This window comes from Bacillus sp. FSL K6-0069 (assembly GCF_038007785.1).
Lineage (GTDB): Bacteria > Bacillota > Bacilli > Bacillales > Bacillaceae_G > Bacillus_A > Bacillus_A mobilis.
This window is the reverse complement of record NZ_JBBOXN010000001.1, coordinates 4,634,948-4,651,398: the sequence shown is the minus strand read 5'-3', so window position 1 is coordinate 4,651,398 and position 16,451 is coordinate 4,634,948. Positions and strand designations below refer to the sequence as shown.

At 37.7% G+C, this 16,451-nt stretch carries 14 protein-coding genes and 1 pseudogene; 12 read left to right on the top strand and 3 right to left on the bottom strand.

The genetic code is table 11. From position 1 onward, the window contains the following. Positions 1-206 precede the first annotated feature (206 nt). The 5 genes from MHB74_RS24010 to MHB74_RS23990 all read left to right on the top strand — a co-directional run bounded on the left by MHB74_RS24010 (position 207) and on the right by MHB74_RS23990 (position 5,673). Positions 207-1,652: an o-succinylbenzoate--CoA ligase gene (locus MHB74_RS24010; RefSeq protein WP_061677612.1), complete on the top strand. Its 1,446-nt coding sequence runs from the start codon at positions 207-209 to the stop codon at positions 1,650-1,652. Next, the gene (menC, locus tag MHB74_RS24005) at positions 1,653-2,759 is read left to right on the top strand and encodes an o-succinylbenzoate synthase (RefSeq protein WP_061677610.1); all 1,107 of its coding nucleotides are present in this window, start codon (positions 1,653-1,655) and stop codon (positions 2,757-2,759) included. A gap of 173 nt (positions 2,760-2,932) precedes the next feature. Next, positions 2,933-3,631, top strand: coding sequence for a response regulator transcription factor (locus tag MHB74_RS24000; RefSeq protein ID WP_000822494.1), 699 nt, complete (start codon positions 2,933-2,935; stop codon positions 3,629-3,631). Further along, the gene (locus MHB74_RS23995; RefSeq protein ID WP_061677608.1) at positions 3,624-4,730 is read left to right on the top strand and encodes a HAMP domain-containing sensor histidine kinase; all 1,107 of its coding nucleotides are present in this window, start codon (positions 3,624-3,626) and stop codon (positions 4,728-4,730) included. Before MHB74_RS24000 ends, MHB74_RS23995 begins: the two co-directional genes overlap by 8 nt. 82 nt (positions 4,731-4,812) lie before the next feature. Further along, positions 4,813-5,673, top strand: a complete 861-nt coding sequence (locus MHB74_RS23990) for a M15 family metallopeptidase (protein ID WP_061677606.1) — start codon at positions 4,813-4,815, stop codon at positions 5,671-5,673. A 99-nt stretch (positions 5,674-5,772) separates the two neighbouring features. Here MHB74_RS23990 and MHB74_RS23985 read toward each other — a convergent pair. Beyond that, a pseudogene (locus MHB74_RS23985) lies at positions 5,773-7,003 on the bottom strand (translocation protein TolB). A 192-nt stretch (positions 7,004-7,195) separates the two neighbouring features. On the opposite strand from MHB74_RS23985, the gene MHB74_RS23980 reads away from it, so the two are divergent. From MHB74_RS23980 to MHB74_RS23950, 7 genes are all read left to right on the top strand, one after another. Then, on the top strand, positions 7,196-8,296 hold the full coding sequence (locus MHB74_RS23980; RefSeq protein WP_061677604.1) for an amidohydrolase/deacetylase family metallohydrolase: 1,101 nt from the start codon (positions 7,196-7,198) through the stop codon (positions 8,294-8,296). After that, positions 8,274-9,377 (top strand): DgaE family pyridoxal phosphate-dependent ammonia lyase, encoded by a 1,104-nt coding sequence (locus MHB74_RS23975; protein ID WP_061677602.1) that lies wholly within the window; start codon positions 8,274-8,276, stop codon positions 9,375-9,377. Before MHB74_RS23980 ends, MHB74_RS23975 begins: the two co-directional genes overlap by 23 nt. A gap of 1 nt (position 9,378) precedes the next feature. Then, positions 9,379-10,134 carry a 2-dehydro-3-deoxy-phosphogluconate aldolase gene (gene dagF / locus MHB74_RS23970; protein ID WP_000181913.1) on the top strand — a complete coding sequence of 252 codons (756 nt, stop codon included), beginning with the start codon at positions 9,379-9,381 and terminating at the stop codon, positions 10,132-10,134. Then, positions 10,127-11,143 (top strand): sugar kinase, encoded by a 1,017-nt coding sequence (locus tag MHB74_RS23965; RefSeq protein WP_061677600.1) that lies wholly within the window; start codon positions 10,127-10,129, stop codon positions 11,141-11,143. Before dagF ends, MHB74_RS23965 begins: the two co-directional genes overlap by 8 nt. Then, entirely contained in the window at positions 11,143-11,868 is a 726-nt protein-coding gene (locus tag MHB74_RS23960; protein ID WP_061677598.1) for a GntR family transcriptional regulator, read from the top strand. Before MHB74_RS23965 ends, MHB74_RS23960 begins: the two co-directional genes overlap by 1 nt. A 113-nt stretch (positions 11,869-11,981) precedes the next feature. Further along, a complete protein-coding gene (gene gntP, locus MHB74_RS23955) occupies positions 11,982-13,307 on the top strand; it encodes a gluconate permease GntP (protein ID WP_061677597.1) in 1,326 nt (441 codons plus the stop codon). Positions 13,308-13,476: 169 nt separating this feature from the next. Continuing rightward, positions 13,477-13,671: a YjcZ family sporulation protein gene (locus tag MHB74_RS23950; RefSeq protein ID WP_061677595.1), complete on the top strand. Its 195-nt coding sequence runs from the start codon at positions 13,477-13,479 to the stop codon at positions 13,669-13,671. 50 nt (positions 13,672-13,721) lie between these two features. Here MHB74_RS23950 and MHB74_RS23945 read toward each other — a convergent pair whose 3' ends face one another. Beyond that, a complete protein-coding gene (locus MHB74_RS23945) occupies positions 13,722-15,698 on the bottom strand; it encodes an FtsX-like permease family protein (protein WP_061677593.1) in 1,977 nt (658 codons plus the stop codon). Beyond that, entirely contained in the window at positions 15,695-16,447 is a 753-nt protein-coding gene (locus MHB74_RS23940) for an ABC transporter ATP-binding protein (RefSeq protein ID WP_000393250.1), read from the bottom strand. Before MHB74_RS23940 ends, MHB74_RS23945 begins: the two co-directional genes overlap by 4 nt. Positions 16,448-16,451: the final 4 nt, after the last annotated feature.

The window sequence follows — 16,451 nt, the reverse complement described above, 5'->3', positions numbered from 1 at the left end:
TCAGAATGTGACCAAAAGCGGAAGCGGCTTGCTTAGAACAAGAGGGCGTTGGAACTCCTGACATAGAGGTGCTTTTGCCTCGTAGGAAGAAGCGAAGCCACCGAACATTCTAGCCGCTATAGCTAGATGTGATCAACCGGAAACAAAACAACTAAGAGACTTGATGTCATATCAAGTCTCTTTCTTTCATGAAAGGAGAATGTATGATGGAGACGATGCCAAATTGGTTAAAGCAACGTGCATTTTTAACACCAGACCGCACTGCAATTGAAATAGAGGATGAAAAGGTTACTTTTATGCAGCTGCATGAAAAAGTAGTATCTGTTTGTGAACACCTTACACATATAGGAGTGAAGCGTGGGCAAAAGGTGGCTGTTCTGATGAAAAATGGTATGGAGATGATTACAGTTATTCACGCCCTATCTTACGTAGGTGCAGTAGCTGTGCTTTTAAATACGCGTCTTTCAAGAGAAGAGCTACTTTGGCAAATGGATGATGCTGAAGTTGTTTGTTTAGTGACGGATCAAGATTTTGAGGCTAAAGATGTTCCTGTATACTCATTTGCTGAAGTGATGAATGGACCGAAGGCGGAAGCCTCTATACAAGAAGAATTCTCTTTAGAAGAAGCGATGACAATTATTTATACGTCTGGGACGACAGGAAAACCGAAAGGCGTTATTTTAACGTACGGCAATCACTGGGCAAGCGCAGTTGGTTCTTCGCTTAATTTAGGGCTTCGTGATGATGATTGCTGGTTAGCTTGTATGCCGATGTTCCACGTTGGTGGGTTATCTCTTTTGATGAAAAATATTATGTACGGCATGCGCATTTTACTCATTCCAAAATATGATGCTGATTTTATTCATAAAGCACTTCAAACGAGAGGCGTAACGATTATTTCTGTCGTTTCTAAAATGTTAACAGATCTATTAGAGAGACTAGGAGAAGAGACATATCCATCTTCTTTACGATGCATGTTACTTGGCGGAGGACCAGCGCCGAAACCGTTACTTGAAACATGTGTAGAAAAAGGAATTCCTGTGTATCAAACGTACGGTATGACAGAAACGTCGTCGCAAATTTGTACGTTATCCGCAGATTACATGTTAACGAAAGTAGGATCAGCCGGGAAACCACTATTTCAGTGCCAACTTCGTATTGAAAAAGATGGCGTAGTAGTGGCGCCGTTTGCGGAAGGCGAGATTGTAGTAAAAGGACCGAACGTAACAGGTGGTTATTTTAACCGTGAAGATGCGACGCGCGAAACCATTCAAAATGGATGGCTTCATACTGGTGACCTCGGTTATTTAGATGAAGAAGGATTTTTATATGTACTAGATCGCCGCAGTGATTTAATTATTTCTGGCGGAGAGAATATATATCCGGCTCAAATTGAAGAAGTGTTGCTTTCTCATCCGATGGTAGCGGAAGCAGGTGTCGTCGGCATGACTGACGATAAATGGGGACAAGTACCCGCTGCTTTTGTTGTAAAAAGCGGAGAGGTAACAGAAGAAGAAATTCTTCATTTTTGCGAGGAGAAATTAGCGAAATATAAAGTGCCGAAAAAAGCGTGTTTCTTAGAGGAATTACCACGAAATGCTTCGAAAAAATTGTTAAGAAGAGAGTTAAGACAATTAGTGGAGGAGATGTAAGTGGAAATTAAAAAAGCGACACTGCATATAACGGAAATGCCACTCGTAATCCCGTTTGCTGCAAGCTACGGAACTTATGAGAAGCGTGAGAGCATCGTTATTGAATTAGAAGATACGGACGGGTACATTGGATTCGGTGAGGTCGTTGCGTTTTCTGAGCCTTGGTATACGGAAGAAACAGTGAAGACAGCGCTGCATGTACTACAAGATTTTTTATTACCTGATTTATTAAAAGCTGAAATTTCCGATCCGAATGAAGTGCCAGGTTTGTTCCAGCATATAAAAAGAAACAGAATGGCAAAGGCCGGAATTGAAGGCGCTGTTTGGGATTTATATGCGAAGCGTGAACAGAGATCATTAGCGACGTTACTTGGCGGAACTAGGACTGAAATTGAAGTTGGTGTTGTAATTGGTATCAATACAATTCCAGTTATGTTAAAACAAATCGAGAAGTATGCGGAAGAAGGATATGAGCGTTTTAAAGTGAAAATAAAGCCAGAGCATGATTACGAATTATTGAAAGAAATTCGTAAAGAGTTCCCGCGTATCCCGTTAATGGCTGATGCAAACTCAGCCTATACGTTAGCAGATACGGAGAAGCTGAAACGACTAGATGAATTTCAATTGATGATGATTGAACAACCGTTAGCGGATTACGATTTTCTCGACCATGCACAGTTGCAAAAGAAAATAGAAACGCCCATTTGTTTAGACGAAAGCATCCATAGTTTAGAAGACGCGCGCGTTGCGATTACGCTTGGCAGTTGCCGCATCGTTAATATTAAACCAGGGCGAGTGGGTGGATTAACAGAATCTATTCAAATCCATAATTATTGCATGGAGCACAACATACCCGTTTGGTGCGGCGGTATGGTAGAAATGGGGATTTCACGAGCACAAAATGTTGCGCTTGCTTCACTGCCAAACTTTACGATTCCAGGTGATATATCTGCCTCTAGTAGGCACTGGGAGAAGGATATTATTTCGCCGGAAGTGATGCTTGAGGGCGGAAAAGTGATTGTACCGCAAAGTATTGATGCAGAGTATGAAGTAGACCGCGGAAGGTTGGCCGAAATTACGAAACAGCGAATTGTTTTGGAGCGGTAGGTTGAGGCTTTCAAATAGCGGGCGAATTTCGTCTGTAATTGTCGGTAAGTCGATATATTTCAATAATCGCTGATATAATTTTATTTACTAAGGTTACTCTCATGAGTAACCTTTTCATATTGTACAAATTGGATAGACTAGTTTACAATCGAGCGTATACAAGGGGGAGTAATATGAAGCGCATTTCAATTTTAATAGCGGATGATGAGGCAGAAATTGCTGATTTAATTGAGATACATTTAGAAAAAGAAGGTTACCACGTTGTGAAAGCAGCTGATGGAGAAGAGGCAATTCATATTATTGAAACGCAGCCAATCGATCTAGTGGTTTTAGATATTATGATGCCAAAAATGGATGGTTATGAAGTGACGCGTCAAATTCGCGCGAAGCATCATATGCCAATCATTTTCTTAAGTGCGAAAACGTCTGATTTTGATAAGGTGACAGGTCTTGTATTAGGTGCAGATGATTATATGACGAAACCTTTTACACCAATTGAATTAGTTGCGCGTGTAAATGCACAATTACGCCGATTTCTTACGTTAAATCAGCCGAAAGTAGCGGAGAGTAAATCTGCTTTAGAGGTAGGCGGAGTTGTTATTGATCCTGAGCGAAGAACTGTAAATGTGTACGGAGAACAAGTTGAATTAACACCGAAAGAGTTTGATATTTTGTATTTATTAGCGAGTCATCCGAAGAAAGTGTACAATGTGGAAAATATTTTTCAGCACGTATGGGCCGATGATTATTTTGAAGGCGGAAATACAGTTATGGTACATATTCGCACGTTGCGGAAAAAACTTGGGGAAGATAAAAGAAAGAATAAGTTAATAAAAACAGTATGGGGAGTAGGTTATACTTTCAATGGCTAAAAAGATGAGAAGCTTTCGCTCGAAGATGGTTATGCTATTTGCATTAAGTATGATATTTGCTGGCGGTGTAACGTATATCATTTATGAAGGGTTACGTATCTATTACAAATTAGCCGTTCGTTTTGAGGATCCGTTAGCTCAATTTCGTTCTATGGTAAGACAAATTGGGGATGTTAATTTCTTTTTAATTATTTTCATCCCTCTATCCATTATGTTTTTCTTCTTCCTTACTAGGCCTTATGTAAAATATTTTGATGAGATTTCAAGCGGGATTCATCATTTGGCGAACGGAAATTTTTCAAATGAAGTGCGCGTGTCATCAAATGATGAGTTTGGATATATCGCACGTGAAATTAATGTAGCGAGTGAAAAATTAAAGGAAGCAGTGGAGCGAGGAGACTTTGCGGAAAGTAGTAAAGACCAGCTTATTGTTAACTTAGCTCACGATTTGAGAACGCCGTTAACGTCTGTTTTAGGTTACTTAGATTTAATTCTTAAAGATGAGAATTTGACGAAAGAACAAATTAAACACTTTTCCACAATTGCTTTTACGAAATCTGAAAGGCTGGAAAGTTTAATTGATGAGTTATTTGAAATCACAAGAATGAATTATGGGATGCTGAAGCTGGAAAAAAGATCGATTGATATAGGTGAATTGCTTATTCAGTTAGATGAAGAATTATATCCGTTATTAGAAAAGAAGGAATTAGAAGCGAGATTGAATATCTCGCCTCAGTTACCTATTAACGGTGACGGGAAATTATTAGCGAGGGTATTTGAAAATCTTTTAACGAATGCGATTCGCTACGGGTATGATGGAAAGTTTGTTGATGTGAACGGGTACATTGAAGGTGAAGAGGTAGTCGTACAAATTATTAATTACGGAGACAGCATTCCGAAAGAAGATTTACCGTACCTTTTTGATATGTTTTATACAGGTGATAAGGCAAGATCTGAGCAGCAAGGTGGTACAGGTCTTGGGCTATTTATTGCGAAAAATATTGTTGAGCAGCATGATGGAAAGATTTCTGCTGAAAGTAATGTGATTAGAACGATATTTGAAGTGAGATTGCCAAAAGAAGAGAGCGAAGTAATTTAATAAAAATTTAAACTTTACCCCACTTTTTATTTTAATAGTTTTTTCTATTCTATACGTAAGTTACGTTAAGGAGGAACTAGAAATGAAAAAGTGGGTATTTATTTCTTTTTTTATAGCATGCACAATCTGCGTAGGTTTTTATATATCACCATTATTTCAAAAAGAGATCGATGTGAAAATTGCCGACAAAGATAATACGGTAAGAGCTGCGAATACGGAAAACATAGAGGTTACAAAAGAAGAAATTTATAAGGGGGATCTGTTATTAGTTAATAAAGATTACCCAGTTAAAAAAGATAGTATTAGGTCTGATATTATAAATGTAAATCACAATAGTGAATTAGTAAGAGGTTATGTAATATTTGATAGAAATCTTCGCTTATCAAAGGGCGTTGTGGAAAGTTTTTTGAACGTTGTCGATGCAGCTGGAAAAGATGGAGTACAGCATTTCTTAATGAGTAGCGGGTATCGAGATTTTCAAGAGCAAAGTAAATTGTATAAAGAAATGGGATCTGACTATGCGCTTCCAGCAGGATACAGTGAACATAATTTAGGATTATCACTCGACGTTGGATCTACGCAAAAGAAAATGGAGAGAGCGCCTGAAGGAAAGTGGATTGAAGAGAACGTATGGAAGCATGGCTTTGTTTTACGTTATCCGAAAAATAAAAGTCATATTACAGGCATTCAATATGAGCCGTGGCATATACGTTATGTCGGCTTACCTCATAGTGCGATTATGCAAAAAGAGAAAATTACATTGGAGGAATACTTAGACTTCTTAAAAGAGAAAAAAGAAATCACAACCGATGTGGAAGGTAAGAAATATACGGTTTCTTATTATAAAGTGTCTGGAAACAGGAAAGTGAATGTTCCAGCGAATAAGCAGTATGAAATTTCGGGGAATAATATGGACGGGGTTATTGTGACGGTACAGGAATAGATAATCTTGATTCTCCCATAATAGTGTTCTATTGCGGGAGAATCAAATAGGGAAACAGATACAAATTTTTATATGACGAGGATTGTAATGAACACATTTTCAATGACGTTCATTCCGAGTAAAAAAGGTCGGAGCCTCATCAACATTCTTCAGCCATATATACTCCTGACTATGTAAGCTATCCTTCATCCAGACATCGCCTTTATATACATTTGTTTTCTTGCGAAGCCAAGTAAGATAAGGTCCAATAACTTGAGGGTCTTCATCACGTTCATTCTGTTTTGGGAATGAGATTTGTTTCTGTTCTTCTGTTTTTATATTGATCATATAAAGTGTTGTAAACATCGTCGGAACAGGGCCTTCTTTCCATGCCTTATTTTCTGTTGCACGAGCCACAACCACTTTGTTTGGTGAAAACCACTCTAAATCAAGGTCTACATAACCGACAGGTGTGTAGACCTTTTGTTGTTTTGCTGTTACCATGTCTGCCACTGTGAATTTTTTATTTTCTACAAAAAACCTTCCTTCTCCTGAAATATAGGCCAGTTGGTTGGCTGATGGAGCCCACTTCATCCAGTCTTTGAACCATAGCATGTTACCAATCGTTCGAAAGTGTTTCCCTTGTGATGAGATAACACATAATGTATTGCTATCCATTGCCAAAGAGGCAGTAGGACTAGCCAAAAAACTAATCCATTTTCCATCAGAACTCCACTGGAAATAGTTAGCGGTAATTGCAAATAAATCAGTTTCATTTGTTTGAATCGTATAAAAAGGCCTTATTTTATCTTTAGCAAGATTTGCATTTACAGGAATTTTATAAAGTGGAACCTTGCCCCATCCGGTCGGACGCAAGCAGGATTGTGAGGAAACGATAAATTTCTTTCCGTTCGGAAACCATTCGAAATCACTAACTCCCAGTGATACATTTTCAAAGTCTTGTGGGCGACCATTTTTTGTTTTTGTAACGTTTAATAAACCTTGATCAGTGTAAGCTAATTGATTTTTTATTTGGTGACCATTTAAAGTCAGATGTTACGACCCGTTCATAAGGCTGATAGTTTACTTTCTTCTTCGTATCATAAATGAATAAGTTAGACTTTTTCCCTGTTTCATCACTATCAATATAACCAATAAATCTCCCATCATAAGACCATTTTGGAGAATACACATATCGATTTTTTGTGATTTGTATTTCTTGATTTCCTTTCTTTATCCATAGCTGATGGTCCCGGATAAATGCAGCCGTAAGTGATGGAGGGGCTGCACTAACCGTTGTTGGTACATATAAAGTGATTAAGATTATCAATAATAAAATTCGAAACCTCAAGAATATCCCTCCTGCTTATAGATTGTCCGAATATGTAATGGAAACTCACATTTTAATATAAAATTAAACATTATAACGTTATATTTACTTCTCCCTTTTTTTGTGTTACGCTAAATGTGTGAAAGAGATATAAAATGAAACTTTAATGTAAGCGTATTCTTATGGCTTCTTATAGAAAAGGGTGGAAATACAATGACAGAACGATTCGTACTACGTAATGTGAAACGTGTGAACGGGGAAGAGGTTGACATTGTAATTGAAAATAATAAAATCGCACAGGTGACGAAAGCTGGTGCTGGTGAGGGTGGAAAGGTTCTTGATTACTCTGGTACTTACGTATCGAGTGGCTGGATTGATTTACACGTTCACGCTTTTCCAGAGTTTGATCCGTATGGCGATGAGGTAGATGAAATTGGCGTTAAGCAGGGGGTAACGACAATTGTTGATGCGGGTAGCTGCGGAGCTGATCGTATTGCAGATTTAGTAAAAAATAGAGAGCAGGCAAAAACAAATTTATTTGCCTTTTTAAATATTTCTCGCATCGGTTTGAAACGAATTGATGAATTATCCAACATGGAATGGATAGATAAAGAGAAAGTAATAGAAGCAGTAGAAAAGTATAAAGATGTAATCGTTGGGTTAAAGGCGAGAATGAGTAAAAGTGTCGTTTGTGATAGTGGAATTGAACCGCTTCATGTTGCACGCTCTTTATCTCGTGAAACATCATTACCGATTATGGTACATATCGGTTCAGCCCCTCCTCGCATAGAGGAAGTTGTACCTCTTTTAGAAAAAGATGATGTGATTACACATTACTTAAACGGGAAAGAAAATAATTTATTTGATGAAGAAGGCAAACCGCTACCTGTATTACTAGATGCAGTGAAGCGCGGTGTTCATTTAGATGTTGGCCATGGCAATGCTAGTTTTTCTTTTAAAGTAGCAGAAGCGGCGAAGCGTCACGATATTGCTTTTAATACAATTAGTACAGATATTTACCGAAAGAATCGTATACACGGTCCAGTATATAGTATGGCTCATGTTCTTTCGAAATTCCTTTACTTAGGTTATCCGCTAGAAGAAGTAATTGATGCGGTGACGAAACATGCGGCAGAGTGGCTGAAAAAACCAGAGCTTGGCCGTATTCAAGAAGGCGATATTGCAAACTTAACTTTATTTACAGTGAAAGATGAGAAGGTTACGTTAATTGATTCAGAAGGGGATCAGCGCATTGCTGAAAGAAGAATTGATACGAAAGGGGTTGTAATTAATGGGTCATTCATTGAATGCTAAGTACGGATTAAAAAGAGTGATTAATGCGAGCGGTAGAATGAGTATTTTAGGTGTATCCGCTCCTACAGATACAGTGATGGATGCGATGAAACATGGTGGACAAAATTATGTGGAAATTGCTGATTTAGTAGATAAAGCAGGAGACCATATTGCGAGAATTCTAGATTCAGAGGCAGCGGTTGTTGTAAATTCAGCATCGAGCGGAATTGCACTTTCTATCGCTGGTATCGTTACAGAAGGAAATCGCCGTAAAAGTGAAAGACTTCATCAAGAGGTCATCGCGAAAAACGAAGTGATTATGTTAAAAGGTCATAACGTTCAATACGGTGCTCCTGTTGAAACGATGATTTACTTAGGCGGCGGTAAACTTGTAGAAGTTGGCTACGCAAATGAAGGGAAAGCAGAGCATATTGAAGATGCGATTGGTGAAAATACAGCGGCGATTCTGTATGTGAAATCCCATCATGCCGTGCAAAAAAATATGATTTCTGTTGAAGAAGCATGGGAAGTTGCGCAGCGAAATAACGTACCACTTATCGTCGATGCGGCAGCTGAAGAGGATATTCAAAAATACGTGAAGTATGCAGACCTTGCCATTTATAGCGGTTCAAAGGCGATTGAAGGACCTACTTCTGGTATTGTTGGCGGGAAACGAAAATATATTGAGTGGCTGAAAGTGCAATTACATTGCATCGGAAGAAGTATGAAAGTTGGGAAAGAGACAACTTTCGGTTTACTTCAAGCGCTTGATGAGTACGGAGTAAAAAAAGATAAAAGTGAGCAAGAAAAAGAGTTATTACAAGTGCTTATGCCGCTAAAAGAGTTAAACGGTGTAAATGTAACGATCGTTCAAGATGAAGCAGGAAGAGCAATCTTTAGAGCACGTATTCACATTAACGAGAACGAGTTAAATAAATCAGCAAAAGACGTTGTAGCAGCATTACGCAAAGGGGAAATCGCCATTTATACACGTGATTACGGCGTAAGACAAGGATTCTTTGATATTGATCCACGTCCACTTCAAGGTGATGACATACATGTAATTGAAGAAAAAATGAGAGAAATTGTAGGGGGAAACTAAAATGACAAACATTCAAAAACGTTTTTATAAAGGCCGTGTAGCATTAAATGTATTAGCGAACAATATCGAAAATGCAAAAGATATTTTTGAAGCAGCAGAAGGGTATGTAGTAGTGGGCGTGTTATCAAAAGACTATCCAACAGTAGAAGAAGCAGTTACAGCGATGAAAGCATACGGAAAAGAAATTGATGACGCGGTATCGATCGGACTAGGAGCAGGAGATAATCGCCAAGCAGCAGTTGTAGCTGAAATTGCGAAGCATTATCCTGGTAGTCATATTAACCAAGTGTTCCCTTCAGTTGGAGCGACACGTGCAAATCTTGGCGGAAAAGATAGCTGGATTAATAGTTTAGTATCACCAACAGGAAAAGTAGGGTACGTAAATATTTCTACTGGTCCAATTAGTGCAGCTGGGGAAGAAAAAGCAATCGTCCCAATTAAAACAGCGATCGCACTTGTACGTGATATGGGCGGAAATTCATTGAAATACTTCCCAATGAAAGGTTTAGCTCATGAAGAAGAATATCGCGCAGTTGCGAAAGCATGTGCGGAAGAAGGATTTGCATTAGAGCCAACAGGCGGAATTGATAAAGAAAACTTTGAAACAATTGTACGCATTGCGCTTGAAGCAAACGTAGAACAAGTTATCCCGCACGTATACTCTTCTATTATTGATAAAGAAACTGGTAATACGAAAACAGAAGACGTTCGTGAATTATTAGCGGTAGTGAAGAAGTTAGTTGATCAATATGCGTAAGAAAATTGCAGCATTCGGTGAAGTAATGATGCGCCTGCAAGTACCAGGATATGAATTGTTGTCGCAAGCAAATACGTTAAAATATTCATTTTCTGGTACAGGTGTGAACGTTGCAGCAGCACTTTCTCATCTTGGGCATGAAGGCTTTCTTATTTCAACCTTACCGGAAAACTCTGTTGGGGATGCTGCCATATCATATATTCAAAAGTTAGGCATTCGGGCGCCGTTTATTTCAAGAGGCGGTAAATATGTCGGCATGTACTTTTTAGAAAATGGATTTGGTGCACGTGCAAGCCGCGTTACATATTCAAATCGATTAGAAAGTAGCTTCAATACAGCGTCTGAAGAGATATACCAGTTTGAAGAAATCGCCAAGGAAATTGATATCGTTCATTTTTGCGGGATTACACTTGCGATGAATGATACGGTGCGCCATCATATGAAATCTTTAGCGAAAGCAGTTAAAGAAAACGGAGGCACTGTCGTTTTTGATTGCAATTATCGTCCATCGCTTTGGGGAGAAGATGGATATGAACAGGCGAAACCGCATTATGAAGAAATGCTAGCTCTTGCTGATATCGTTATGATGAATGAAAAAGATGCAATGTTCGTTCTTGGAATGCAAACAGAAGAGACGGAGCGAGAGGCGCAACTTGTTGATCTTATTCCGAAAGTGGCTGAAACATATCATATTGCTACAATTGCTGGTACACATCGCTCTATTAATAGCGATAATACACACTCGCTTCGCGGGTTTATATGTAAAGATGGTGCGTTCACTTTTGCAAAAACACTTACGTTTTCTGTATATGATAGAATAGGTGCTGGAGATGCTTATACGAGCGGGATTATTCATGGCGAGATAGAAGAGTTTGCACCAGAGAAAGCTGTTTCATTTGCGTCAGCAGCTGGAATGCTTGCACATACAATCGTCGGTGATACGCCAATGTCATCAGAGAAGGATATACTTCGGGCAATGACGGCATCAGTAGGTGATGTAGAAAGGTAGTGGGTGTAACGGTGAACGTAACGAGAAAAAAAGGACCATTATATTTACAAATAAAAAATATTATTCGTGATCGAATATTGCATGGTGTATATGCGATTCATACGAATATTCCTTCCGAACCGCAGTTAGAAGAAGAGTTCAAAGTAAGTAAAATTACGGTGCGTAATGCGATTAAAGAACTTGCTCAAGAAGGATATTTAGAAAAGAAAAGCGGTAAAGGAACGAAAGTCATCCGTAATACTTCTGCGACAAAGTTGTCAAAGGGTAAGAAATTTACAGAAGTGTTAGTGGAAGAAGGATATAAAGTACAGAAGAAATTGCTAAAAGCAGAAATCGTTCATAACGAAGAAGGAACCGTGCCGTTTCGATTATTCGGTAAGGAGAGTTTCCGTATTGAACGTTTATATGCATTAAACGATGCGCCGTATATTCATTATACGCACTATTTCTCAGCACATATGGCAAGTACAGATTTATCGGACTTTGACTTGCAATCACTTTACGATTTAGTCGAGGACAGAGGTATACATTTAGAAAACTTCAGAGATGAATTCGCTGTTGGACTTGCACCTAATTTCGTTGCAGAAGCGTTAGGTGAAAAAGAGGGGACAGCGTTATTAAAACGTATGCGATATTCTTACGATGAAGTTGGCGAAGTAATTGAATATAGCGAAGGCTACTACAATACAGAAATGCAGCATTATGTAGTGAATTATGACGTATAAAAAGAGGGGATTGTCCCTCTTTTTTTATAAAGTAAAACATGAATTGGATGCATCCCACACCAATCGGATGTTTACTGTCCATAAATACGAGGGAAAAGTAAGGAGAATGCGAGATGGATATATATTTATTAATCGTCACGTTACTTGCAATCGCGATTGTTATTTTAGGGGTATCATGGTGGAAATGGCATGCATTTATTAGTTTAACAGTTGCGAGTTTATTTTTAGCTATTATGTCTGGACTGAATTTAACGAAAATAGTGACTGCCTATGAAACTGGTGTTGGTAGTGTACTAGGGCATTTAGTTGGTATTTTAGCTCTCGGAACAATTTTAGGGAAAATGATGTCTGATTCAGGAGCAGGCATGCAAGTAGCAGATTTCTTTATTCGATTTTTCGGTGTGAAGAAACTGCCTTGGGCTATGTTATTTGCAGGATTTGTTATAGGGATTCCAGTATTTTTTGAAGTGGGGATCGTCATTTTATTACCACTTGTTATTTCTATTCGAAAAACGACGAAGCAAAATATATTATTAATTGCGTTACCTGTTATTGCTGGGTTATCTATTGTTCACGGGCTCGTGCCACCACATCCAGGGGCGATGACAGCAATCGGTATTTACAACGCGAACTTAGGAAAGGTACTTTTATATTCATTAATTATTGCGTTACCAACAGCCATTATTGCAGGACCGATATTTGCAAAGTGGGTACATAAAAGGGTTATACCTGAAAATGAACCAGAGCTAGTTCGAGTTACGACTGTATCAACAGATTTACCGAGTCGTAAAGTTTCATTCTTTATTATTTTATTACCAGTTGTATTAATGATTTTATCAGTAGTAGCACCATATATTTCATTACCGAAAAAGTTGACTGAATTTTTTGTGTTTATAGGAAGTCCAGTAATTGCTTTACTTATTTCATGTTTCGCAGCATTCTATTTACTTGGAATCAGACAAGGAATTAATAAAAAGGTAATTAAAAAATTAACGGATGAAAGTTTATTACCGGTCGGTTCCATTATTTTAATTATCGGTGCAGGCGGTGGGTTTAAACAAATATTAATTGAAAGCGGCGTTGGAACCGCGATTGCGCAAATGGCAGAGCATATATCGTTATCGCCGATCGTCTTAGCTTTCATGGTAGCTGGATTAATTCGAATTGCAACAGGTTCAGCGACGGTAGCATTAACGACAGCAGCAGGAATTGTTTCACCTGTTATTCAGCACATGTCTGGCGTAAATTTAGAATTGCTCGTTATTGCAACGGGCGCGGGATCATTAATGTTTTCTCACGTAAATGATGCAGGGTTCTGGCTTGTAAAAGAGTATTTAGGATTAACGGTGAAGGAAACGTTTAAAACGTGGACGGTGCTGGAGACATTGTTATCATTTATTGCATTTGGCTTTGCGCTTTTATTGAATATGTTTATTTAAGAAGATACCTTAATTGGTATCTTTTTTTGATGAAGCCCATTTCCGAAAACAAGCCCGTTTTTAGATAAGCCAAGCTTCCTATTCGCCCTGAAAACATACTATAAATGGAATCCCCTCATTTAGAGCAAGGTGAACTTGTTATGAATGATACTAAAGGAGGAATAGAGTAATGAGCGAAAAGTGTGAACACAGACATGATGATTGTAACCGCAGAAACCATGGTTGCGGAGGCGGTTTTGCGCTTCTAATCGTATTGTTTATTTTATTAATCATCATCGGTGCTAGCTGCTTCGGCGGAGGCGGCGGTTGTGGTTATGGTGGTTACGGCGGTTATGGCGGCGGTTATGGTGGATATTGCTGCTAATTAAAAACTATTGAAAATAGCCTTGTGCATTATGCACAAGGCTATTTTATTCATATTTTTATATGCTGTGATAATTTATTAATGTACAGAGAACGGATTAAGAAGAAGAAAATAATCTCGATAATCCCGAAAAAGGTGAGTATAATCAATAACTCTTTTAGTAAAGAAAAAGCGAACATGCTTTGTAAAAACTTAACTGCAAATAACGTGTGAACACCAGCAACGATATACGGGACGAAAAATAAAATCCCTAGTTGAATCGTTGCAGAACGAAACATTTCTGATTCTGTTAAGCCAAGTTTTGTAATCGTAATATACTTTTGTCTTTCAGTTGTTAAGTCGTTATACATACGGAAGTATAAAACGCTAGCCGCTCCGATAAAGAAAATAAAGCCGAGAAATGCCCAAATAAAGAATTGAGCAATTGCATTATCTTTACTGTTAATGAGTTCATCAGTAGCAGTGTGAATATAAAATGGCTTGAAAAAATTTTCTTCACCCTTATGTGCTTCATATAAGTTATTTGCATCTTGATCTAATATGTTTAATATATTTTTTGTCGGGATAATTGCATTTTCCCAATTTTCCACGAAGTAGTTATAAATCGTAATTGTTTCAATATGAGGAATCATATTTTCAATTGCATTATCTTGCATAACAATGAGATGAGGTAATGCAAAGGAGGGTTCGATTCCTTTATTAATAAATCCTTTAATATGAAATTCCTTTTTATTAGAGCCAAGTGTAATTGTATTTTGTTTAGCAAATGGGTTTGATACAAGATTTAATAGTTCTGGCGCATAGCGAGAAATAATGTAAACTTGTGTAGAATCAAGAGTAACTGCTGGTCTATTTAATTGCTTGGCAATCGCGTTATAATCACTCATTTTCATTAGCGCAATGTCTTCTTTTAACGCTGTATCTTTTAATACTGTAAATTTATATTTTTTGTAATCGAAATTGTTATTTGTAAGCTCCGTTTCAATTGTAGTAATATGCTTTTGTTCAAGGGAATTGTCACCTTCTGATGTATAAGTGAAGGGAACGGGATATCGTTCTAGTACTGATGCTTTCGTATTATTATTAGCGGCAAATAACCCGATAATAATAGTAAATGCAAGTGCAGATAGCATAGAAACGATAAAGAGTACGTTAATGTTACTACGGGTACGAGCAACTAAGTCTGAAATCCATAACATATTTATTTGTTTTAAATAAAACTTTCTGCGCCTTTTTAAAATATAGATAAAAAGAAGAAATGTTTGTGAAAAGAAAAAATATGTCCCGACTACTACGAGCGGCAAAATAGATAACATAATAAAGAAGACAGATCCGTTTTGTACATTTTTTTCTGTTACGTAGCCTTGTGGATAACCGGCGATGTAATAGCATAGCCCTAAACAAATTAAAGCGAATAAAGAGATGAGTATAGATGGCCTTTTTTCAGCTTTCATTTGTTTGTTACCTTTAATGAGCTTCGCTGTTTTACGAGTACGAATGAACATTGGCGTAAACGTAGAAACGATTAAAAATAAAATGATAAACGTTACTGTTGTAACGAGGATTGCTTCTGTTGGCCAATATAAATAGAGACCTTTTGCACCTGTTAATTTCGAGGTGACTAATAAGAAAAAATTAGAAAATACAAGACCACCTTGAATGCCGATAAAGATAGACAATATCCCGATGATCATGTTTTCTGTAAATAACAGTCTTTTTAATTGTTTCTGTGAGATTCCAAGAATCGCGAGTATCCCAAATTGCTGCTTCCGTACATTTAAAAATGTTCCAACTGAATATAGGAGAAAGAAGAACGAGAACATAACGATCACAAGCTGTGCCGTACTAGCTAAATTCATTAGAGGGTCACGTTCTTGAAAGCTTTGTACATTTTGTAAGCGCGGATGGTACGCATATACAGTAAATGAAAAGAAAACCATGATAGAAAATGCACTACTTACAAAATAAGCGAAATATGCTTTAGAATTACGCGAGACATTTTTAAATGCAAATTGCCAAAATGTCATCCACGTCTTCCTCCTAATAATGCTAAAACATCTAATATTTCTTGATAAAACTTCTCACGATATAGTCCGCGGTGTAGTTCGTTGTAAAGCTCGCCGTCTTTAATGAAAATGACACGATTACAATAACTTGCTGCGAATGGATCGTGAGTAACCATTAAAATTGTTGCATCTTCTTCTTTATTCAATTTCGTAAATAGCTCCATTACGTCAATTGCTGCTTTTGAATCTAAGTTTCCTGTTGGTTCATCGGCAAGTAGAAGTGACGGATGATGAATAACAGCACGTGCTACTGCGGTACGCTGTGCTTGTCCTCCAGAAACTTCAAAAATACGTTTGTCTAAAATATGATCAATGCCAAGCTTTTTTGAAATGTTATCAAGCTTTTCGTCCATTTCTTTTAATGGAACATTATCTAATGTTAAAGGTAGTACGATATTTTCACCGATTGTTAGTGTATCTAGTAGGTTAAAGTTTTGGAAAACAAATCCTAACTCTTGGCGGCGGAAAATAGCTAACTTCTCTCTACGAAATGTGTGCGGTTTTTTTCCGTTAATAACGACATCACCAGAAGTAGGAGAATCAATTGTAGAGATAACGTTTAAAAATGTAGATTTCCCACTACCAGATGGCCCCATGATAGCAACAAATTCACCTTTATCTACATGTAAATTTATATTTTTTAAAGCAGTATGAGGGACTTTTCCTTCATACACTTTTGAGACATTTTTTATGTGTAACACTTCTTCCATAGTA

Excerpts from the sequence above, each read along its gene's own strand:
- MHB74_RS24010 (WP_061677612.1), top strand. The coding sequence starts at position 207 with ATGGAGACGATGCCAAATTGGTTAAAGCAACGTGCATTTTTAACACCA.
- MHB74_RS24000 (WP_000822494.1), top strand. The coding sequence starts at position 2,933 with ATGAAGCGCATTTCAATTTTAATAGCGGATGATGAGGCAGAAATTGCT.
- MHB74_RS23995 (WP_061677608.1), top strand. The coding sequence starts at position 3,624 with ATGGCTAAAAAGATGAGAAGCTTTCGCTCGAAGATGGTTATGCTATTT.
- MHB74_RS23990 (WP_061677606.1), top strand. The coding sequence starts at position 4,813 with ATGAAAAAGTGGGTATTTATTTCTTTTTTTATAGCATGCACAATCTGC.
- MHB74_RS23980 (WP_061677604.1), top strand. The coding sequence starts at position 7,196 with ATGACAGAACGATTCGTACTACGTAATGTGAAACGTGTGAACGGGGAA.
- MHB74_RS23975 (WP_061677602.1), top strand. The coding sequence starts at position 8,274 with ATGGGTCATTCATTGAATGCTAAGTACGGATTAAAAAGAGTGATTAAT.
- dagF (WP_000181913.1), top strand. The coding sequence starts at position 9,379 with ATGACAAACATTCAAAAACGTTTTTATAAAGGCCGTGTAGCATTAAAT.
- MHB74_RS23965 (WP_061677600.1), top strand. The coding sequence starts at position 10,127 with ATGCGTAAGAAAATTGCAGCATTCGGTGAAGTAATGATGCGCCTGCAA.
- gntP (WP_061677597.1), top strand. The coding sequence starts at position 11,982 with ATGGATATATATTTATTAATCGTCACGTTACTTGCAATCGCGATTGTT.
- MHB74_RS23950 (WP_061677595.1), top strand. The coding sequence starts at position 13,477 with ATGAGCGAAAAGTGTGAACACAGACATGATGATTGTAACCGCAGAAAC.
- MHB74_RS23945 (WP_061677593.1), bottom strand. The coding sequence starts at position 15,698 with ATGACATTTTGGCAATTTGCATTTAAAAATGTCTCGCGTAATTCTAAA.
- MHB74_RS23940 (WP_000393250.1), bottom strand. The coding sequence starts at position 16,447 with ATGGAAGAAGTGTTACACATAAAAAATGTCTCAAAAGTGTATGAAGGA.